Source organism: Alteromonas sp. LOR, from assembly GCF_000753865.1.
Taxonomy (GTDB): domain Bacteria; phylum Pseudomonadota; class Gammaproteobacteria; order Enterobacterales; family Alteromonadaceae; genus Alteromonas.
In genome coordinates, this window is record NZ_JQFW01000001.1 from 91,759 (window position 1) to 113,827 (window position 22,069).

The window sequence follows — 22,069 nt, forward strand, 5'->3', positions numbered from 1 at the left end:
CTATCACGTTAGGCATATGCGCTAAAAATCAAAACAACCCGCCAATGAAGGTTGTGAACTATAACTCACTAGGAACGGAAACAATGACTCAGCCCCTTTTACCCTGTGTAGAAAGCACACCCGCCTCCACGCCTGACGCCTGCGTTATTTGGTTACACGGACTTGGCGACTCAGGGCATGGCTTCGCACCTATCGTGCCAGAGCTCAAGCTTCCTGGCTCCATGGCAGTTAAGTTTCTTTTTCCTCACGCCCCTGAGCGCCCTGTTACGATAAACGGCGGTATGAGAATGCGCGCTTGGTACGACATAAAATCACTCGATTTTGAAAGTCGCGCCGACCTAGATGGCGTTGAAGAATCGGCAACTCAGGTAGAACAGCTGATCAATGCGCAAATAGACAGTGGAATTCCTGCTAACCGTATTGTGCTTGCAGGCTTTTCTCAAGGTGGCGTCATCGCTTTGCATTTGGCACCCCGGTTTAACGCTAAGCTGGCAGGTGTAATGGCGTTATCAACTTATATGTGCGAGCCCTCGTTGCTGGCAAACCAGGCAAACGATATTAACAAAGAAACACCGGTAATGATGGCTCACGGAGACCAAGATGAGGTAGTGCCGGTATTCATGGGTAACGCCGCGTTTAAAACCATGACAGAAAATGGTTTTAACGCCACATGGCAAACTTACACCATGCAGCATAACGTATGCATGCAGGAGCTAAACGACATCAGCGCATGGCTGCAGTCGGTGCTTTCTTAAGAGTGCTTTTTATGGTCTGAGGTTTTGTGAGCCCAGGTTTTATGGGCTTAGGTTTTATGGGCTTAGCTTTTATGGGCTTAGCTTTTATGGATTTAGCTTTTGAAAAGCCAGGCTTAAGAGAACGTGACTGGCTGTTTTAACTTAAGCCCTAAACCTCACACAACCTTGTTTCTGCCGCTTTTTTTAGCTTGATACAAGTTGTCATCGGCCTGCTTTAGTGTCGCGTTGATGTTGCCATCGGTTAACGCGGTTGCCACACCAAAACTTGCCGTTATCTTGTGGTGAATATCACCTTTATCAAAAGGCTTAGCCTCCACTTTAGCGCGAATAATCTCGGCTAATTTTAATGCCTGAGTCAGCGTTGCCTTTGGAAATATCACCAAAAACTCTTCGCCGCCAGTGCGCGCTACAATATCCGTTGTGCGCACTGCGCTTTTCATTATCTCGGTAAAGTGTATAAGCACTTCATCGCCCACATCATGTCCGTAAGAATCGTTAATCACTTTGAAGTGGTCGATATCAACGACAACCGTGCTTAGTGGAAAATAGCTGGCGGGGTCTTTCGACACTTTTTCAAAATATACCGCTTCTAAAAAGCGTCGATTTGGCAGTTTCGTAAGAGGGTCGGTATTGGCCTGACGCATGCGCTCTAGGTTTTCTTCTAGCATTTCCTTTCTACTTTGATGCCAAAAGTTTTCTGCAATAAAGGCAACGCAAATAAAGCACCCCATAGAGATAAGAAAACGGGACACGTCTTCTTCAGCGTACTGCGCGTAAATAAGGTGCTGATTAAATAGCATAACAACAGCCAACATCATGGTGGCTGCCACATAAAGTAGCGCTGGCCTAAAGCTCACTACAATAATCTGAATAAAGATAAGCGGGTATAAAAAATACAGGCCGGTATTGTTGTATCCCCCCGTATAAATAAGTGCATTAAAAGTAAACAGTACAATAAGACCCGCTACATAATAAGAAACGACTGAGTGGGGAAAAATATGCGAGGCTATTAAGTTTAGGTAAATAACTGTGGCTGACACAGTTAGCGCGGTGACTAAAAACGGGTTATCACCACCTACATTTATTCCCGCCATAATGGCCATGATGGTGCCACCTACATAGGAAATAAAATACAAGGTTAAGCGTCGACGTCTTGCTTCAGCTTCGTCCTTGTGCGCGCCTTTTAATAGGTTGCGTAAAAATGAATGTTCCATATACCTAGCTCTTACTCATTAAACGTAGTGGTGGCACTTCGAACGGTGCCTCTTTAAAATTTTAATACGCTGGACTCAATGCATTTGTTCCATATAAACCAGAGGAAAACCATGTGAATGCAACACATTTTCGTCTGATATGCGTATAATATAGCTTACGTTTTCCTGAATATAATTCTAAATGTCAGGTATCGCATCCAATTTGAGCAGCATTATAGCCTAGTGTTAGCATCGACATCATTTTAACTATTTATAGCGTGGAATTATCATGAGTCACCAAGGTACGTCTCGCACCATTCGAATTGCAACCAGAAAAAGTGCACTAGCGCTATGGCAAGCCGAGTATGTGAAAGCAGAGTTATTAAAGCACTATCCATCGCTAACCGTTGAGTTGGTGCCGATGAGTACGCAGGGCGACAAGATTTTAGATACTCCCCTTGCCAAAATTGGCGGTAAAGGCCTTTTCATTAAAGAGCTTGAAATTGCCATGCTTGAAGGCCGAGCCGACATTGCTGTGCACTCAATGAAAGATGTACCGGTGGCATTCCCTGAAGAGTTTGGGTTACACGCCATTTGCGAACGTGAAAATCCGTTTGATGCTTTTGTGTCTAATCACTATGACAGCGTAGATGCCTTGCCAAATGGTGCCGTAGTTGGAACCAGCAGCCTGCGCCGTCAGTGCCAAATTCGCAAACACCGCCCTGACCTCATTATTAAAGACTTGCGCGGTAACGTTAATACCCGATTAGCCAAACTTGATGCCGGCGACTATGACGCTATCATATTAGCGTCGGCGGGCCTTATTCGATTAGAAATGCAAGATCGCATTAAAATGGCGTTACCTGCTGAAGTGTCTTTGCCAGCAGTAGGCCAAGGCGCTGTAGGCATTGAATGTCGCAACGATGATGCCCAGCTTATTGAGTTATTGAGCGCGTTAAACCATGACGAAACTCATGTGCGAGTAACTGCAGAACGCGCAATGAACGAGCGTTTAGAAGGCGGCTGTCAGGTGCCTATTGGCAGTTTTGCTACCCTCGACGGTAATACACTGACACTAACCGGCATGGTTGGAAAACCCGATGGCACAACATTACTGTTTGCCTCGGCTACCGCATCTGCAGAAAAAGCAAAAGACATTGGTGTAGAAGTCGCCGATGCGCTTCTAGAGCAAGGCGCTGGCGAAATCTTAAAAGCCCTTTACGAGTAAGTAACGCCAAGTGCTGCTTTTTACCCGCCCTCTGCCAAAGCTTGCCTCTAGCGCGAAAGCGTTTGATGCTGCCGGACTTGATGCAGTAGGCGCGGCCACCTGTGACATTGTTTACGTTAAATCTGAACGCAATGCCATTAGCACATTTTTAGCAGAAACGAGGGTAGATGTAATCATTGTCACCAGTGTTTACGCTGTTGATGCGGCTGAAGATGCGGTGCAGTCTCTGATTGAAAAAGCGGTGCCTAACAGCAGCCTACCGTTAATTATTGCCGTTGGTGATGCCACTGCTAAAAAGCTTCATCACGCCCTTTGCGCTATACCACAGCAAATATCACCGCTCATTATACTGACTCCTGAGATACATACATCAGAAGGTATATTGGCTATGCCTCTACTCAATGAGCCAAGAGGCAAACAAGTGGTTATTATAAAAGGAGAAGGTGGTAGACAGGCCATAGCTGATGGGCTGACTGCAAAAGGAGCCTCGTGTCAAAGCTTCTGCGTATACCGAACCGAGCAACTTGCTGACCCAATTTACACAAAGTGCTGGAAAGTTGAAGATGTTCGCGGCATCATCGCTACAAGCGAAGCAATGGCAATGCAACTTATACACAGCCAAGGGCATGCAATTTTATCTCTGCCCTGGCTTACGGTTAGCGAACGCATAGCCGTATCGCTGAGAAAACGAGGAGTGACAGAGGTGTTTGTATGCCACCGTGCCACTGACCAAGCGTTAATTGCTTGGGTAAAGGACAACTGGGAGTATTGAATGGCCGATAATAAAGATAATGGCGTGCAAGATAGCAAAGAGACTGATGACGCAGTGATTGGTGTCGATGTAAAACGCAATGCAGAAGATTCAACAACTTCTGCCAAGCCAGACGCCAACAAAAAGGCAAAAAAGAAATCATCTGGAAATGGCCTGCTGTGGTTTGTCGTTTTTATTCTCTTCTTATTAGTAATAGGCCTCGCCGGCGCTGGCTACTGGTATTACACGCAGCAGCAATCAAGCAGCAGTTCTATGACAAGTGCACAGCAGCAAACTACGGCAAAGATTAATGCATTAGCTTCTGCAAGAGACGACGTAAACAGCACGCTTAGCCGAATTACTCGTGATAACGACGCTTTAAAAGACACCATTAGCGACCTTCAAAAGCAAAACGAAACTCTGTCTCTACAAGCAGAGTCGACCCTTGAGCAACTGAATCAAATGGAAGGGCGTCGCCCCGCAGACTGGCTTATTGCCGAAGCTGACTATTTAGTGCGTATGGCTGGCCGAAAGCTGTGGCTAGAAAACGACGTTCGCACCGCTATCTTATTGTTAGTAAACGCCGACAAACGCTTAAAATCGTTAGCCGATCCGTCAGTATTGCCCGTACGCGCCGCACTAGCACAAGATATTCAAACCCTTCAGCAGCTAAATCCTGTGTCGCAGAGTTCGGTAGCCCTAGCGCTAACTGGCATGGTAGCGCAAATTGATAAACTGCCCTTAGACACTTTTGAAAAGCCCGAAGACAAAGACGCTGCAGATAATGCCCTTTCTGAGTCTACCGACGACTGGAAAGACAACTTAGCAAAAGTATGGCACTCATTAGTTGATGACTTTTTAACGGTAAAATCTATTGAAGGCCCTATTGAGCCGGTATTGTCGCTTGAAGCACAGTTTCTTATTAAAGAGCAGCTGCGACTGCAGCTTATGCACGCACAATCTGGTGCATTAACTGGCGACGCCGGTCTTTATAAGCAGTCTCTACAATATGCACAAACCCTGCTTATTGAAAAGTTTGATACGGAGAAAAGCCAGGTCAGCGGGTTTGTAAACGCTTTACAAAACTTGCTAGAAACTGATGTGGCGCGCCCTATTCCTGCCGAGCTTGTATCGCAAAAGCCGCTAGAGCAACTTCTAGACCGCCGTGTTAAACAGGTCTTTGGTCAAGGAGCAAGCGCACTATGAAATGGTTAGCTATTGCCCTTGCGGTATTAGCCGCATTCGTTGTCGCGCTTATTGTTGGCCCTATGATTTTAGGCGACAAAGGTTACGTATTAATATCGCTCGGTGAAACCGCGGTAGAAATGACGGTGATCAGCTTTTGTATTCTGGTAATAGGCGCCGTAATCGCATGGTACGTGCTGTCTCGATTAACACTTTGGGCGCTGAGTTTAATTACTGGCTCTCATCGCTGGTTTGGCACCTTAGGCGAACGTAAGCGCAAGCGCGCGTTTTACGATGGCTTACACGCGATGGCCGCAGGCGATATTGAACTGGCTCAAAAATCGTTAGGCAAAACCACCAACGGCGATTTTGAAGGGGTAAATTATCTTGCCTCTGCGCAAATTGCGTTTACAAGTGGCGAGCTAAACAAAGCCCGTTACTTTTTAGAGCAAGCAAGCGATTACGCCAATGCAAAAGTAGCCGCTACAGTTATGCAAGCCCGCATTGATATCAATGAAGGTAAACATACTGAAGCATTAGAAAAGCTAAATGCGTTAGATGAGAAAGACCAAGAGAATAAGCAGGTTATTCGCCTTAAAGCACAGATACTAGCGGAACTGGGTAAGTGGCAAGAGCTGCAGAACAAATTATCCGGATGGCGAAAGGCCCTGGCGAAAGAAGACTACAAAGCCTGGTCGCAGCGCATCGCAAAAGGTAAATTTGCTGAAATTGCCAGTAAACAAGGCGCCGTTGAGCTTAAGAGTTACTGGGAAGACTTACCCCGTAAAATGCGCAACGACGATATTTATCAGGCGGCGTATGTTCAGCAACTGCTTGACCAAGGCATGCATTCTGATGCGCAAACCCTGTTAGTAGAATGGCAGAAACGAGGGCCAAACAGCAGCTTATTCCCTCTGTTCACTCAGCTTAACATTCCCGATTCGTCGCCGTCTCTGCGCCTATTAGAGAGCTGGATTAAAAAAGACGAAAAGAACATCGAGCTATATTCTACCTTAGGACAAGTTGCCTTTAATTCTGGCGACGACGTATTGGCAGAAAAAGCGCTATTAAAAGCCACCAAAATGGCGTCGCGCAAAGAAGATTTACTGCTACTGTCAGCCATTAGTGAACGTCAGCACGATACCGCAACAGCACTTCAGCTTTACAAAGAAGGGCAACAAATAGCGGGTTAATGTGGCCTAGTACACCGTGTTTTTTACACGTAAGCTAAACAAATAAGCTGCTCAATTTAAAACGCGCTTTTATGAAAATAAAGGCGCGTTTTTTTGTACCTGCCACAGTAGAACCTGCTATATCGCACTATTATTTTTTCTAATCTCAAAAGCGAGAAAATTTGTTTTGCTTTCGCAAACAAGCGTCCGTACACTCCGCACAAATTTAGCTAGCGCAAATTTTAGCCAGACGTTATGTGTTGCCCTATACTTTTTAAAAGGCAGGTATAGCTGCATCTTTAAACGCTTTCTCACTCGCTATTTAACCTGAATCCTGTTTAAAGAATGGTGCAAGCATTTGTTTTATTAAATATAAATTAAAATTTCAAACTCAGTACTGCTAGAAATGCGAAGTGCAAGGCGCAAAAGTCACGTAATAGTTGTTCTATTACTTACTTTTGCAACGCAGTAATTCGCATTTCTAGTGGTGCTGAGCGCCGCTTCTTAAACAGGATTCAGGTTATTTAGTTTATATATTTGTTTTTGGCCCTAACTCACTAAGGAACTCTGTTGGACACAATTGAATTTATTCAAATTCGAAAGTTTATTGTTAAGCTTGGCAAAATGCTGCACAAGTACGGTACGCCTGCATTCAGACTAGAGGCCTACCTTACTGAAATTGCCACGTACCTTGGTGTCCACGCCTCATTTATTTCTACGCCTACCTCGTTAACCATTGTTATTTGGAGCGATCGCCACGAAGATGAATACAACCACTCAGCGCGCCTAATGCCTGGTGAGTTAGACATGAATGCGCTCTCGTTAACCGATGAGCTAGCCAGTTCCTTATTAAAAGGCGAACTCTCCTTAAGTGAAGCCAATACTCGCCTAGACGAAATAGACGCAATGGGCAGCCCATACGGCAAACTTCCAACGGGTATTGCTTATGGCATGGCCACCGGCGCATTTGCTATGTTGATGGGAGCCAGCTGGTCTGAAATTGGATGGTCTAGCGCTCTTGGCCTACTTGCCTTTGTGTGGACACTTTGGGCAACCCGTTCTAAACGGGTTAACTTGATGCTAGAGCCAATGACCGCGTTTATCGCAGGCTTATTAGCTTGCGCCATTGGCAGTTATATCGACCCGGGCATTAATATTCCCCTCGTTGTGCTGTCATCGGTAATTGTATTTGTTCCTGGTCTTGCCCTAACTATGGGGTTAGCAGAATTGTCTTCGAGGAACATGGTGTCGGGAACAGCGCGTACCATGGATGCCATTATGCAGTTATTCAAACTGTATTTTGGGGCTTTTCTTGGCGTTACTGCAGGCTTTAATTTGTTTGGCGAAAACATCTATACTCCAGCGCAGTCACTGCCTTACTGGGCAACCTGGCTATCGGTATTATTGCTGTGCATTGCCCTAGTGGCCATTTTTAGAACCCGGGTAAAGCACATACCATGGGCACTGGCTGCAGCTTTTATTGCCTACAGTGCTACAGCGTGGAGTGCCGATTACATGAGCCCAGGCTTAGGCGCATTCGTAGGCGCATTTGCATTAGGCATATTTGCCAACGGGTTTACCCGCATTGCTGACCAACCAGCAACCATTGTGGCTATGCATGGCTTAATAGTATTGGTACCAGGCTCAAAAACCTATATTGGGCTGAACTCGTTTATGACAGGAAAAGACTTTGTGCAGGCTGATCATTTAGGCCAAGAGGTGTTTCTCATTTTCATGTCCTTAGTGGCAGGACTCATATTTGCCAACGTCGTTATGCCCACGAAAAAGGCGCTGTAACAGCGCCTTTGTCATCATATTGATACTCGACTTAACATCGCTTTAAAGGCTATCTAAAACCTTATTTAAGCAACGCGATAAGCGCTCGGCCAAGTCTCGCATTTAGCGCGCCTGCGGCAATGGCTTCGGCGGAATTTTCCATGAATTTAGCCGATAGGCTGCCACCAATTTGATTGGCGACTTCGTCGGTGGCTAAATCGAAAATGCCCTGAGCAGCAATGTTTTGCGCCAGCACTTTTAATAACTTCCAATTACCCGCCGTACTTGGGCGTAAGCCGTATACCCGGGCCATACGACGTATTGTGCGAAAGCTTATCCAAATAACCGCAAAGGTTTGAATAAGATTGTTTGGGCTAATAAACGCTAAGCTACCGGCTGTTACCGACTCTTTGTTGAGCACCTTGTGGGCTTTCGCTTGCACTGGGGTTAATACCGTATCTTCATAAAGCCCAAGCAGCTCACTTGCCGTCATATCGCTTTGCACTGTTTGCTTGTAGCGCGCAAAACAGTGAGCCGCATAAGAGCCTTTTGTAAAACGCTGTCCATGAGCGGTAAGTACGCGATTAACGTCATTAATACTGATATCACTTTGCTTTGCTGCATCCCTTTTTTCTTGCAGCAATGTACGAATAGCAGCAGCGTCATTCATTGCTGTATTAACCTGCTTATAGCCTCGCCATTCACGAAAGCTTAAATAACTCAATGTGCTAACAAAACCTGCTAACAGTGCGCCTAATACGCCAGTACCAATGGGGTGCTCGCTCACATTGGCCACTAAGGTGGTATAAGCATCAAACGTAAAAAAACCCAAAACCGACAGCACACCAAATATCAGGGTTGCACTGCCTAACGACACGCCTTCTTTTTCTACCTCTAAGATCCAGCTATCGTTTTCTACTCGCGCGGGCAGCTTAGTTTCCGGGGGCTCTATATCTAGGGTTTGCGTCGTCACTTTTGAACGATAAGGCGCTTTGTATTCGGCTTTATTTTCAGAGCTGCGGTCGGCTGCTTGATCAGCTTTAGCATTGCCCCAAGCGTCGCTATTATCGTAATTTTTACCATCGTGTGAATCAAACCCGGCCTCTGCAGCCCTATTTGTTTCCGGCTTATTTTTTAAGTGCGCAGAGCCTTTAGAAGGTGCATCATCATCAAAGTCATCACTGGTATAAAACGGGCCTTCATTACGCTCTTTCATTATTGCTCTCCTTTACCCAGTAAAAATTGTAGAAGCCTGTCTAGTCCTTTGCCGGCTAATATTCTGGCCTTAAAGTCTGCGGGCACCTTTGCATTAGGCACGGGGAAATGCGCCCCCTCTTCCATTTCTTTTAACGCACTAGGCACAGGCTCGAACGTAGATTCAACGTAAGCACCATCGCTATTTTTATAACGAATTGCCTGCGGCGTGCTGCCTTTGTCTGTTACCTCTATAGCCGACACTAAAAAATGCTCAAACTCAATGGGCTTGTCGGTAAAGCGAGCTCTTGCACCTTCGGTAATCTGAGTCAGTAAACTCAGTAAATTCTCTCGCTGACTAACAGGAATTAAATCGGCTTTTGTTGCCACAAACGCCACTTTTCCTATCTGCTCTTTTTTCAGCACGTTGCGCGAAAACCAGCTACTTTGCCCGTACACAAAGGTGTCAGCCAAATGACTGAGGGTTTCTTTTAGCTGATATAAATGCTGACGACTGTGGTTAAGCCCTTCAAACAAATCGACCAAGATAATTTGCTTATCTGTCTCTTTAAAAATTGACTGCTTCAATGGGGCTAGCCATTTGTCTTGAAACGCACCAAAATGCTGTTCGAACGCTTTGTACCAGGGGTGCGATACATCACTGGTAATGCTTGAGGGCAGTGGCGTAAAGCCAAAGCTTTGCCAATCAAAATCGCTGGAATCCAGTAAAAAACTGCCTGGCTGCAGCAAAGATATTCCTTGGCGTTTGGCTTCAATTAAATACTGCCTGTATGCATGCACAAGGTGTTGAATACGCTGTGGCGTTGGCGGCTGTTCAAAGTCAAAGCTGTTAACGACTTGCTTCCAATCGTGCGCAAAGTGCTGTTGTGGGCCGCCGCTTAGCTGTGCCCATGCAGAGTCTGACCACTGTGCATAGGTTTTACTTAGCATGGGAATGTCGGTTATCCACTCGCCGGGATAGTCAATAAATTCAAACACAATGTCGGTATGGGGAAGCACGTGGCGCTTAATCGACGCGGTTTGCTTTAACCTAACAATAAGCTTAAAACCAAACGCTTCTTCTGTCGCCGCGGGCCACTGACCTTGCTCTAAAGCGGCCAAATTTTCTGCTTGGGGAAAAGACTTATAGCCCTCTATTGGCTCAATTCGAATATCGAGCACTTGAGATGGCGGCAAGTAACGCAATAGCGGTAAGCAGGCATAACCTTCCTCGCTTCTACTTTTCAGCATAGTTACAAGGCTAGTAAACAGCATAGACTTTCCGCTGCGACTAAGCCCAGTAATAGTGAATCGATGCGTTTCTTTACTAAAAACATCCGCTAACGTGTTGCTTGTCAGCGACGCTGCTGCCATTGTTTTATCAAACAATGCGGCAATATTTTTTTGCATAGTAGAGGTAATGTCCCGTTTTGTGCGGCTATTAATATCGCTATAAAATGGCTAGTAAACCGGTGCGCACTGTTATTCACAGCGCTTTTAAAGCCGCGTGGCATGCAAGCAAAAGTCTGCATTGTGTAACACGCAGCATAAACTATCGGTAGTACGTTCTATTAATAGTGGTTCTTTCGTTGTTAAAAGCAAGGGCAGTGCCAGATATTAACGCGATGCTGCTAATGATCTTTGGTGAAACCAAACAGTTTTTTCTTGATGCGGTTTTTACTTGAGTGCCAGTGGTTCTTTGGCTTTATAGGGGCATTATCGATGACATGCTCAAAGTCTATATCACTTTTAGCCGTAGGCGGCACGTGGGCACAGAAGAAAGTGTCTATAGATGATTGAGCCAAGGTTTTTAAACTTTCTCTGTACTGATTAGGATGACAAAGAGGGTATGGAGGAACCAGCTTTCCTTTTACCTTTACCAGCACATCGGCAATGTAGGCTTGCTTGCTAGGTACGTGCATAACTGAAAGGTCGTGATCGGTATGCCCCGGCGTATAAAGCACCTGCCAATTCGCAAATGTAGGCAACGCTTGTTTATCTTTTAAAAGTATATCGGGGGCAAGAATAGGGTTGTACCAAATAGACTCTTTCGCTTTGCCAATTCTATCGGCCACCCACCAAGTGAGTAATAAATCGATAATATGAGCAGTGCGCCCCCCAAGCCCCTTATACCACGCTGCGGCTTTAGGATGAGATGCCACCTGCGCGCCGGTTCTCTTACGCAAGCGCATGGCGCCACCGGCATGATCTGGGTGCATATGAGTAACTACTATCAGCTTTAAATCACTTAATGGCCGCCCTAACGTACTCGTAATATACAAGCACACTTTGTCTACATCCGCGCGGCTGCAGCCGTCTAGTAACAGCAGCCCCTCGTTATCTTCGGCAAGATAAATGTGTTGTATATAACCTGGCAACGTATGAATTTTCATAGAACAACCTAAATAAGCACATTTCGCATGCTAGCAAAAATTATCTGGTAAGACCAGATTCGGCGAACAACTGTAGCATTAACCCCTTTAACCACATAAGGCCCGGCTCACTCTCGTGCTGGCTGTGCCAATATAAATGAGTTTCTAGTGCAGGTAATCCATAAGGTAGCGGCGCAGAAATAAGTTTGTCGTCTGATATTGCCACCGCAACAGAGCCTGGCAGCGTAAGTATGGCGTTAGTACAGGCTACCACGTCGGCAGCAGCACGGTAATTTTGGCAGCGCCACAGCGAGGGCCTATTTACTCCAAGCTGCTGTAACGCTATTTCTTCTACCGAGGCCCCTTTCGCGCGATTAGACACAGTAATATGCCTAGCCTCAAGGTAGTGTTTTTTGTCTAGTTGATTTACCAGCGTATTGTTGCGATTTATCAATACACGATAATCATCTCGGCGCAGCATGCTGTGAGATATGGGCTTTGGCACAGCGCGGCCAATATCAATGGCCAAATGTAAACTGCGGTTGCTTAAATCAGCTTCCATGATATCGCGCTGTAAGCGTGTACTTACTATTTCTATGTTTGGCGCTGCTCGTTCAAGCCGGCTAAGCAAAGTGGGCAACACACCTAACTCTAAAGACTCTTGCATAGCAATAACAAAACGCTGATGACTTAAAGCAGGGTCGAAATGGTTAAACTGCTCTAGCGCACTTCGTATTTGGGTAAGGGCATGCAATATATCGGGGGCAAGTCGCTCGCAGGCGGCTGTAGGTAACATATGCTGCTTTTCTCGCACGAACAGTGGGTCGCCTAGCAACTCCCTAAACCTGCGCATGGCGTGACTAACAGCAGAAGGCGTAATATGCAGAGTTTCAGCAACACGAGACATATTACGCTGCTGCCACAGGGCTTCGAACACTTTTAATAAATTTAAATCAAGTTTCTCAAACTGCCTGGTATCAATCATTTTCTGCATACCCTTCTTGTAAATGCTTTCTTTTACACCCATCTGATGAGCTGTAAACGACCACACCAATAATGCATTTCAGTAAACCATACTATGAACACCATTCATATGTTACTGGTATTATATTTCATTTCATTCAAAGCCATTCTTCTACTAAGCTAGGTGCTATCAACAATTAACCGCAGTGGTTAATTACACAGAGTTTGAACACGTTGAGCCGCACAGTTGGGTTTTTAGCAGCATCACAGCGGTAACATTGCAGTGTTATATTTAGCTTAATAAGGGTATCCATGGACTTTTCACATAACGACAAAACCAACGCTTTGCTAGAAAAGCTCGATGCGTTTATTGCCAAGCATATCGAGCCTATCGAAAATGAGGTGTACGACTTTCACCACAAAGAAAATAATCACAGTGATTGGAAAAGCTGGAAGCTGCACCCTAAAACCGAAGAGCTCAAAAAGAAGGCACGCGATGCTGGGCTAGCCAACCTCTTTTTGCCTGATGATAAATTAGGGAAAGGGTTAACCACGCTTGAATATGCCCCAATGGCAGAGCGCATGGGTAAGTTTTTATTCGCGCCAGAAATTTTTAACTGTAATGCTCCCGACACGGGCAATATGGAAGTGCTTTACCATTTTGGTAATGACGAACAAAAAGCCCAGTGGTTAACGCCGCTACTTGCAGGTGAAATACGCTCTGTGTTTGGCATGACCGAACCAGATGTGGCCTCTTCTGATGCAACTAATATGGCCGCCACCATCATTGAAGATGGCGATGACGTGGTTATTAATGGTAAGAAATGGTGGTCTACGGGGCTTGGCCATCCTAATGCAGCCTTTACTATATTCATGGGCTTATCTAACCCTGACAACTACAGACACAGCCGTCATAGCATGGTGATAGTGCCTCTTGATACCAAGGGAATTACGATTAAACGCATGCTAGATGCCTATGGTGATTTTGATGCGCCATATGGTCATGGCGAAATGCACTTTGATAACGTACGCGTGAGCAAAGCCAACGTGATCACCGGGCTAGGTAAAGGGTTTGCCATTGCGCAGGGGCGCTTAGGCCCAGGCCGAATTCACCACTGCATGCGCGCCATTGGTATGGCAGAAAAGTCCCTTGAACTTGCCCTTAAACGAGGCCACGAGCGAGTTGCATTTGGTAAGCCTATTATAAAATTAGGCGGTAACTTAGAGCGAGTTGCCGATGCGCGAATGGCTATTGAGCAGGCCCGCTTACTCACACTGCATGCTGCATGGAAAATTGATAATTTAGGCGTTAAACACGCCATGACTGAAATTTCAGCCATTAAAGTCGTCGTGCCAAACATGCTTCAAGACGTGGTAGATATGGCACTGCAATTACACGGTGGTGCAGGTATGTGTAGCGACTTCCCGCTAGCGCGTTTTGCCGCTGGGGCTCGTGCACTGCGTTTAGCCGATGGGCCAGATGAAGTGCATAAAGGCATGGTGTCTAGATTAGAGCTTAAGAAATATCTGTAAGTGATTTAGCGCGTGTTGAGCGAGGGTGTGCTGATCTAGGGCGTATTGAGCTAATTCATGTAGATTTTGGCCACACGCTCTAGCACTCCATAAATAAAAATGCCGCTTTTCAGTGCCTCAATATGAGAACACAAGAAAGCGGCATTTTTGTATGTGGCTGCTAGCAGCCACATTATCAGTACTGAAGTACTCTGTAAGTAGAGCGTTTAGTACGTGTAGCGTGCTTGTACGTGTAGCGTGCTTGTACGTAGTACGAACCACCGTTGAAACCAAACGGGCTAGCTTCAGAATAAAGCTGACCTAAGCTTCCCGCGCTTGGGTTTTCTTCAGGGTAAGTGTCGAACAAGTTATTAGCGCCAACTACCAAATCAAGATTCTCGCTGTAAGAATAGAGTAGTTCCACGTCAACCAATACCTCAGCACCAATACCGTTAACACCGTTGCCAGTATCGTCCCAACCACCGAAGTAATTAGCGCGCACTAGCGTTCTGAAGTCGCCTTGGGTGTGTGTCCACGAAACGTTACCACGTAAGTTAGGCAGTAAGTCTTCAATGGCAGCAACACGGCCTTCACCAATTGGGTTAAGCGTACCAACATCGTCCACTTCTGTTTCGTTGTAGTTAGCCGCTAACGTTATGCGTGAACTACCGCCCCATGCATCAAAGCTGTAGTTACCAACTACGTCGATACCGCGCGTGGTGGTATCAAAGCTGTTAGAGAAGAATCTGAACTGAGATAGGTCGTCTAAGCCAATAAAGTTTTGACGATCGATGATGCCAGAAGAATCAAGTTCCGTTAGCGCTTCAGATACAGACGCGTAGCTCGTACCGCCACCTGCAAAGTTAAGCGCGTCTAGGAAGTCTACGTTAGCACCAAGTGCTACGCGGTTTTCAAGCTCGATGTTGTAGAAATCTACTGTCCAGCTCATGTCCGCAACGTCTACCGAGAAGCCAACAGAGAAGTTTTTCGCTTCCTCTGGGCCTAAGTCTGGACGACCGTTACCCTGGCTCTCAATGAAATCAGCGGCTAGCTGACCCGCCGCCGATGATAAAGGCAATGTACCTTGGTCGATAAGCACGCCATTCACGTTCTGTGTAGTTACGTTTGTAATATTCGCCTGGCCCGCTGTTGGTGCGTGGAAGCCCGTTGAATAAGCACTACGAATACGGAAGTCATCGGTTACGTGGAAAATACCCGCCAGTTTAAAGTCGGTAGTATCACCAAACTCGCTAAAATCTTCGCGACGAACTGCGGCTTGTAAAGTAAGTGACTCTGTAACGTCAGCTTCTAAATCAACATAGAACGCTGTACTGTCTTGAGACGCGCTGGTGTTGCTTGGGAAACCACCAAAGCCGTTAGAGCTTGATGAAAACCCTTGGCTTGCCAATGGACCTAACGCAAATGAAGCGGCGTCGCCTGCATACAGGTCGAACTCTTCTTCACGGTATTCAGCACCAAAGGCTACGTTTAAATCTGATTCAAAACCAACGTCTATGCCATACACAAAGTTAAGGTTAAACAAGGTTTCTGTTTGTTCTTGACCACCCGGATTGAAATCCCGCGGCGTATCAGGACCTAACGATGCATTAATTGTGTTGTTAATGAAGAAGTCAGTTCTGTTAGAGCCACGCTGTGCGCTAACGTCGTAATAAAGACCTGTACCCACTTCTAGGTCGCCACGTAAACCAACCGTGAACGCCATATCTTCGTTTTCACCACCAAAGCGCGGCACAAAGCCCAATGGAATGGTTTCGATAAACGAGAAACAGTTGTCATCGGCTTGAACTTGCTGAAGGAACGTTGGGTCTGGAAAGACATTACCGTTACCGCCAATTGGGATACCTGCAATACAGCTTCCGCCTACCCCTACTCCGTCTAGGTCACCAACAAGCACTGAGTGCACACCGTTCTCATCTTCCATACCTGTTAGTGGGTCAACTAATGGGCCGGCGTAAACACCACCACGCTGACTGCCTTCGGTTACCGGGTTACGATAGAAGAAACCGCCAGTAACCGTACGCTGACCGTAGTTACCAAACAGGTAAACCTCGGCTGCATCGCTAAACTCATACCCAGAGTTAATGAACACTTTTACATCGTCTTCAACATCTGGCTGACCCCAATACTGAGGCACTTCGTCTGTATACGCGTTAATGGTAGAGAAGTCTGACTGTGCTAAGTATCCCGCATCAACCATAGCCGCAACATCGTTGCGCACTACCGAGCGGATAGTGCCTTCTACGTCGCGAATTTCACCAGTTACGTTTACAAAGCCGCTATCGCCTAAAGAGAAACCAGCGTTAGCAGAAATAGTGTAGTTGTCTCCGTCGCCTTCATAGGTAGAACCATAGTTAGCGCGAAGTTCGAAACCTTCGTCGTCATCGCGAAGCAAGAAGTTAAGCACACCGGCAATGGCATCAGAACCGTACTGTGATGATGCACCGTCGCGCAGTACTTCAACCTGCTTTAATGCCAGTGACGGTATAGCTGAAATGTCGACACCTTGTGCCCCATCAGAAATACCACCACCTAAAAATGAGATAATTGAGCCACGGTGTCTACGCTTACCGTTAACCAACACCAGTACGTTATCGGGTGATAAGCCTCGCATGTTGGCAGGACGCACGATGGTTGCCGCGTCGCTGATTGGCTGAGTGTTTACATCGAACGACGGTACGTTGGTGCGAAGCATGTCTTGTACGTCAGAAGATGAGTTTTGACGAAACTCGTCACCACTGATCACATCAACAGGTACCGGAGAATCTGCCGCAGAACGGTTAGTCATGCGCGTACCGGTAACAATAATATTCTCAAAACTTTCTGCTTCTTCTTCCGCTTCCTGTGCCAATGCAGGAGCAGAAAGTGCGGCAAATAATGGTATAGACCCAGCTAGCAGCGCTGAGGTTATACGATTAAGTTTACGACCTTTTGTGAAGTTACTTTGGTTCACTGTGTGTCTCCTTCAAGACGTGTTGTTTGTATAAATATTATTTTTATTATGTTTTGTGATATTCAAAATGACGCGGTGAGGTGAAATCTCACCCTGTGCATTTTTGATGCTACAATAATGCGCCTTATTAGTACAAGTATTTCGCTATTTCGATCTTTAAGAACTATTCATCACTATTGCCCCGATATCGAATTACTACTTTAGGATAATACTTTCTCGCCAAATAATAACAAAAAGACAACACGCTGATTAAATAATGAGCTAATCTTTCACACTCAGTTAACATGTAAATCGATTAAGTATTATCATTATTAGTAAAAAACAGCTCGCTTGACGGTAATAAATTGGGTTTTCTGATTAGCGAAAGATATGTGTCAAAAATTACATCTCGTAACATATAAGCATCTGAAAAAAGTAGATTAATTCTAAATAGAGCGTATATTTCCACGCTGCCTGGTCCTGGTCGCAAATTCGGGGTTCCCAACCACAGGCACTAAACATTAAGGAATGATTAAATGAAAAAACTAATTCTTGCTGCCGCACTTAGTGCAGTTTCTGCAGCCTCTTTCGCAGCTGCTCCTGCTTGGGATTTTGTCCAAGCCAGCTATGTAATGACCGATTTTGATGATGCTGATTTAAACTATGAGCCTGATGGCTTTGCCATTTCAGCATCAAAACTAGTGACAGACGACGTGTTTGTTACCGGTAGCTATTCAATGCAAAACGACGATATCTTTAGCACTGAAGTAGACTTCGATAGATTGTCACTCGGTTTAGGCTATCGCTATGCCCTATCAAACAAAACAGACCTTTACGGTATTGTTAGCTATGAAGATGTTGAAATATCAGGAAGTGGTGAGTCTGAAAGCGAAGACGGGTATGGCTTAACAGCCGGTGCTCGCTCTATGGTAATGGACAACATAGAACTTCGCGGTGCCGTGAAATATATTGATACTGACAGTGGCAGCGACACATCGCTTCTCATTGGTGGCGACTACTTCTTCTCTCCTGCCTTTGCTGTAGGTGTTAGCTATGAAACTTCAGACGACCTCAGCACGTTTGGGTTGAATGCACGTTATAACTTTTAATGTGATGTAGCGCCTATATGGCGTAAATTTTTACATTATTATAGTTTTAGGCGCTTACGATAAAGCCGGGTAGGTAAATTCCATACCCGGCTTTTTTATTTCATTTTTTGGCTTATTTGCTCATTAAAAAGCTGTCATCAGTTTGTCACACTGGTGGTTGAAGATAACGCGACAAAAATTTGACATCATAAGAACTGAAAACTGGCGCATCACTGTCTGGGGAGACAATATGAAAGCAATGATAGCAGCAGCTATGTCTGTTGCATTTGCATCAGCAACACAAGCTACAACTGTGTTTATAAATGAAATTCACTATGATAACACTGGTGGTGATACAGGCGAGTTTGTGGAAATCGCAGCACCTGCCGGAACTGACCTTACCGGTTGGTCTGTCGTTTTTTATAACGGAAGTAATGGCACAACTTACGGTACGCAAGCTCTGTCTGGAGTGGTAGGCGATCAAGCTGCTGGCTATGGCTTCGCTACTATCAGTCGTGCTGGTATCCAAAATGGCTCACCTGATGGACTGGCACTGGTTGATGCGACAGGTAACGTGGTTCAATTTTTAAGTTATGAGGGCCAGTTAACAGCGACTAACGGTGTAGCTCTCGGAATGACAAGCGCTGATATTGGTGTTTCCGAACCTGGCTCAACCGCTATTGGTGATTCATTGCAGCTTTCGGGCTCTGGGTCGACCTACAATGACTTTGTTTGGCAATCACCAGCGACAGCAACTCCTAGCACTTCTAATAATGATCAAGCGTTTGGTGGCGTAGTTGTAGACAATGCGCCAACGGTTGTATCGACCACCCCCTCTGATGGCGACACAAACGTAGCGATTGACGCATCAATCTCTCTCCGCTTTAGTGAAAATGTTGCAATAAGTGCTATCAATTCCATTGAATGTTCTAGCGACGTTGCTATTCAAGGTACGCTGTCGGGTGAAGAAGCGACGTATACGATTATTCCTGATACTAACTTCACATCAGCAGATGAATGCTCATTCACAATAAGCGCAGAGGATGTGTTTGATTTGGACGGCGAGCAAGACACGCTAGCAGAAGACTTCACAATTTCTTTTAGCGTGGTTGATGAGTCGGCCACCGCTCCTTTGTTAGTCAATGAAATACACGCCGACCCAGCCTCGGGTGATGCAGGCGATGCAAATGGCGATGGCGCACGAGATTTCTCAGACGATGAATTTGTAGAAATTGTTAATAACAGCGAACAAGCCTTTGACCTCACTGGGTGGGAACTGAGCGATGGTGCACAAGTTCGTCATGTTTTCCCAAGCGGCTCAAGTGTTGAAGCGGGCTGTGCGTTGGTGGTATTCGGCGCAAACGCACCAAACGATGGTTTAGCAGGCGCGCTTGTTCAAGCGGCATCAACCGGAGCCCTTGGCTTGAACAACGGTGGTGACACTATTACGTTAAGTAACGGTGCCATTGGTATAGAGCAGGCGTATGGCTCTGCAGGCGGTGACAATCAGTCACTCACACGTGACCCAGACATTACTGGCGAAGTCTTCGTTAAGCATAGCGTTGCGACTGGTTCTGAAGGCGCACTTTATTCGCCAGGGACTAGAATAGATGGAAGTAACTTTGCCGGCTGTAGTGTGCCAGATGTGGCGCCAACTATCGTTGATGTTACGCCAGCTGATCAAGCTACGTTAATCAGTGTTGATACTACCGTCACTGTCACGTTCAGCGAAAATGTGAGTCTTGGTGATTTGCCATCTCTTAACTGCACAATTTCAGGTGAAGTATTACTTGACGGTCAATTAGATGGTACCGCCCTCACGCTGACACCAGAAACAGAATTGGCAGACGGTGAAACGTGCACGTTGCTGGTATCGGCTGATCAAGTCAGTGATGTTGACGGGCGAACAGATGCATTGGCTGCTGATTTCTCAAGTTCTTTCACTACAGTAGAAGCATTATCTTGTGATGCGAATAGCTCCTTTACACCAATTGCCACCATTCAGGGTAACGCTAGCGAAAGCCCGATATCAGGCCAGGATGTATTGGTAAAAGCAGTAGTCACATCGGTTTTACCTGAACTGAATGCTTTTGTTGTACAACAATTAGCAGCAGACGAAGATGGCAACCCTGACACATCAGAAGGGGTGTATGTTCAAAATACTAACTTCACGTTACCTAACGTTGGTGAACTGGTATTAGTAAATGGTAACGTGTCAGAGAGATTTGGTCGTACGCAACTAAGTTTACTCGCGGAAACAACGCCTTGCGAAGAAGAAGTTGCGGCAATAACACCTACGTCGTTAAGCTTGCCTGTCGAGTCTTTAAGTGTGCTTGAATCGCTTGAAGGAATGCTAGTTAATTTTTCTGCACCGCTGACGGTAAGTGATAACTTTGGTTTGGGTCGCTTTGGTCGAGTAACATTGTCAAACGGTCGTATATTCAACCCGAATAATATCTTTGAGCCTGGTACAACTGACAATCTTGAATTGGCTGAGCAAAATCGATTGAACCGCATCATTCTTGATGACGGTAGCGACAACCAAAACCCTGCTGTTGTGCCATTCCCTACTGGTGATTTGTCAGCATCAAACACGTTGCGATTGGGCGATACGGTATCGTCACTTACGGGTGTGCTTGACTTTACACGTGGTGAATACATGGTTTATTCGACTGCTGAACCAACGTTCGTTGCCTCAAACCCTCGTTCAGAAGCGCCTGACCTAGCAACAGGAAACCTTTCGGTAGCCAGTCTGAATGTTCTTAACTTTTTCAACAACATCGACAGTGGCCCAGATATTTGTGGCCCAGCAGGAAACGCCGATTGTCGCGGAGCTGACGATAACGGTACAGATAGCGCTGGCAGGTCAGAGTTTGAACGCCAGACTCTCAAAACTGTTGCCGCCATTGCGTCAATGAATGCCGATATCGTGGGCTTAATGGAAATTGAAAATAACGGGTTTGGTGAAGGTAGTGCAATTGTTGAGCTTGTCGATGCGGTAAATGCAGAATTAGGTGAAGACGCCTACGCAATTGTTGACCCAGGAACAACAGTTGGTACCGATGCGATTACCGTCGCGATGATTTATAAGCCCAGTGTAGTTTCGCTTAGCGGCGCATTACGCATTCTCGATGGTATTAACTCGATCAGCGATGAAGGTGGTCCTTTATTTAACGACCGCCGCAATCGTCCTTCGTTTATTCAAAAATTTGCACTAAATGCAAACGGCGAAGAAGTGGTGATAAGCGTTAATCACTTTAAGTCTAAAGGGTCAAGCTGTGGTGCAGGTGACGACGATAATGAAACTGGTCAGGGAAGCTGTAATTTAACTCGTACGCGTGCTGCTAAAGCGTTGACCGCGTTTATTGCCAATGAGTTTGTTGATACACCGGCTTTGATTATTGGCGATTTAAATGCGTATGCGAAAGAAGACCCTATCCGTGCAATCTTAGCCGAAGGGTACACCGATTTAGCAAATGAATTTGGCGGCGCGAGTGCATACTCCTACACCTTTGGTGGCGAGTTGGGGTACTTGGACCATGCGCTTGCCAATGACATTCTAATTGATAGCGTGATAGACACTACCGAATGGCACATTAACGCTGATGAGCCTATCGTATTGGATTACAACCTTAACTTTAAATCAGCCGCGCAGATAGATAGTTGGTATGCACCTGATGCATATCGCATGTCAGACCATGACCCCGTTATCGTGTCACTGAAGCTTGAAGCTCAAGCGTTACGTGGAGACTGGGATAAAGACGGCGATGTTGATATTAACGATGTGCGTAGCTTCATGATAGCTATTCGCACACGTCAGCCGATTAGCGACGATTTTGACCTCAATAAAGACGGTCAATTCAATATTGTCGATGTTCAAACAATGATGACCTTATGCTCGCGCACCCGTTGCGCGGCATAAGGGCAAAA

The 22,069-nt window shown here is 45.9% G+C and carries 15 protein-coding genes; 9 read left to right on the forward strand and 6 right to left on the reverse strand.

Going from position 1 to position 22,069, the window contains the following annotated elements:
• Window positions 1-83 precede the first annotated feature (83 nt).
• Window positions 84-755, forward strand: a complete 672-nt coding sequence (locus JV36_RS0100375) for an alpha/beta hydrolase (RefSeq protein ID WP_032094768.1) — start codon at window positions 84-86, stop codon at window positions 753-755.
• A 155-nt stretch (window positions 756-910) separates the two neighbouring features.
• Here the strand turns inward: JV36_RS0100375 and JV36_RS0100380 are convergent, their stop codons facing one another.
• Window positions 911-1,969, reverse strand: a complete 1,059-nt coding sequence (locus JV36_RS0100380; protein ID WP_032094697.1) for a GGDEF domain-containing protein — start codon at window positions 1,967-1,969, stop codon at window positions 911-913.
• Between the two features lie 268 nt (window positions 1,970-2,237).
• Between JV36_RS0100380 and hemC the strand changes: the two genes are divergently transcribed.
• From hemC to JV36_RS0100405, 5 genes are all read left to right on the forward strand, one after another.
• Entirely contained in the window at window positions 2,238-3,176 is a 939-nt protein-coding gene (hemC, locus tag JV36_RS0100385) for a hydroxymethylbilane synthase (RefSeq protein WP_032094698.1), read from the forward strand.
• A gap of 10 nt (window positions 3,177-3,186) precedes the next feature.
• Window positions 3,187-3,948 carry a uroporphyrinogen-III synthase gene (locus tag JV36_RS0100390; protein WP_032094699.1) on the forward strand — a complete coding sequence of 254 codons (762 nt, stop codon included), beginning with the start codon at window positions 3,187-3,189 and terminating at the stop codon, window positions 3,946-3,948.
• On the forward strand, window positions 3,949-5,133 hold the full coding sequence (locus JV36_RS0100395) for a uroporphyrinogen-III C-methyltransferase (RefSeq protein ID WP_032094700.1): 1,185 nt from the start codon (window positions 3,949-3,951) through the stop codon (window positions 5,131-5,133).
• Window positions 5,130-6,305 (forward strand): heme biosynthesis HemY N-terminal domain-containing protein, encoded by a 1,176-nt coding sequence (locus JV36_RS0100400; protein WP_032094701.1) that lies wholly within the window; start codon window positions 5,130-5,132, stop codon window positions 6,303-6,305. Before JV36_RS0100395 ends, JV36_RS0100400 begins: the two co-directional genes overlap by 4 nt.
• A 549-nt stretch (window positions 6,306-6,854) precedes the next feature.
• Window positions 6,855-8,081, forward strand: a complete 1,227-nt coding sequence (locus JV36_RS0100405; RefSeq protein WP_032094702.1) for a threonine/serine ThrE exporter family protein — start codon at window positions 6,855-6,857, stop codon at window positions 8,079-8,081.
• A gap of 61 nt (window positions 8,082-8,142) precedes the next feature.
• Here JV36_RS0100405 and JV36_RS0100410 read toward each other — a convergent pair whose 3' ends face one another.
• The 4 genes from JV36_RS0100410 to JV36_RS0100425 form a co-directional block, all read right to left on the reverse strand.
• Window positions 8,143-9,276, reverse strand: coding sequence for a YcjF family protein (locus tag JV36_RS0100410; protein ID WP_081926466.1), 1,134 nt, complete (start codon window positions 9,274-9,276; stop codon window positions 8,143-8,145).
• Complete coding sequence (locus tag JV36_RS0100415) at window positions 9,276-10,664, reverse strand: YcjX family protein (protein ID WP_032094703.1); 1,389 nt, start codon at window positions 10,662-10,664, stop codon at window positions 9,276-9,278. Before JV36_RS0100415 ends, JV36_RS0100410 begins: the two co-directional genes overlap by 1 nt.
• A gap of 221 nt (window positions 10,665-10,885) precedes the next feature.
• Entirely contained in the window at window positions 10,886-11,647 is a 762-nt protein-coding gene (locus JV36_RS0100420) for an MBL fold metallo-hydrolase (RefSeq protein ID WP_032094704.1), read from the reverse strand.
• A gap of 40 nt (window positions 11,648-11,687) precedes the next feature.
• Window positions 11,688-12,611 (reverse strand): LysR family transcriptional regulator, encoded by a 924-nt coding sequence (locus JV36_RS0100425; protein WP_032094770.1) that lies wholly within the window; start codon window positions 12,609-12,611, stop codon window positions 11,688-11,690.
• 290 nt (window positions 12,612-12,901) lie between these two features.
• On the opposite strand from JV36_RS0100425, the gene JV36_RS0100430 reads away from it, so the two are divergent.
• The gene (locus tag JV36_RS0100430) at window positions 12,902-14,122 is read left to right on the forward strand and encodes an acyl-CoA dehydrogenase family protein (protein ID WP_032094705.1); all 1,221 of its coding nucleotides are present in this window, start codon (window positions 12,902-12,904) and stop codon (window positions 14,120-14,122) included.
• A 175-nt stretch (window positions 14,123-14,297) separates the two neighbouring features.
• On the opposite strand, the gene JV36_RS0100435 is transcribed toward JV36_RS0100430, so the two are convergent.
• A complete protein-coding gene (locus JV36_RS0100435; protein WP_235207720.1) occupies window positions 14,298-17,072 on the reverse strand; it encodes a TonB-dependent receptor plug domain-containing protein in 2,775 nt (924 codons plus the stop codon).
• Window positions 17,073-17,587: 515 nt separating this feature from the next.
• On the opposite strand from JV36_RS0100435, the gene JV36_RS0100440 reads away from it, so the two are divergent.
• Entirely contained in the window at window positions 17,588-18,160 is a 573-nt protein-coding gene (locus JV36_RS0100440) for an outer membrane beta-barrel protein (RefSeq protein WP_032094706.1), read from the forward strand.
• A gap of 229 nt (window positions 18,161-18,389) precedes the next feature.
• A complete protein-coding gene (locus JV36_RS19160) occupies window positions 18,390-22,061 on the forward strand; it encodes an ExeM/NucH family extracellular endonuclease (RefSeq protein ID WP_052010035.1) in 3,672 nt (1,223 codons plus the stop codon).
• The last annotated feature ends 8 nt before the right edge of the window (window positions 22,062-22,069 follow it).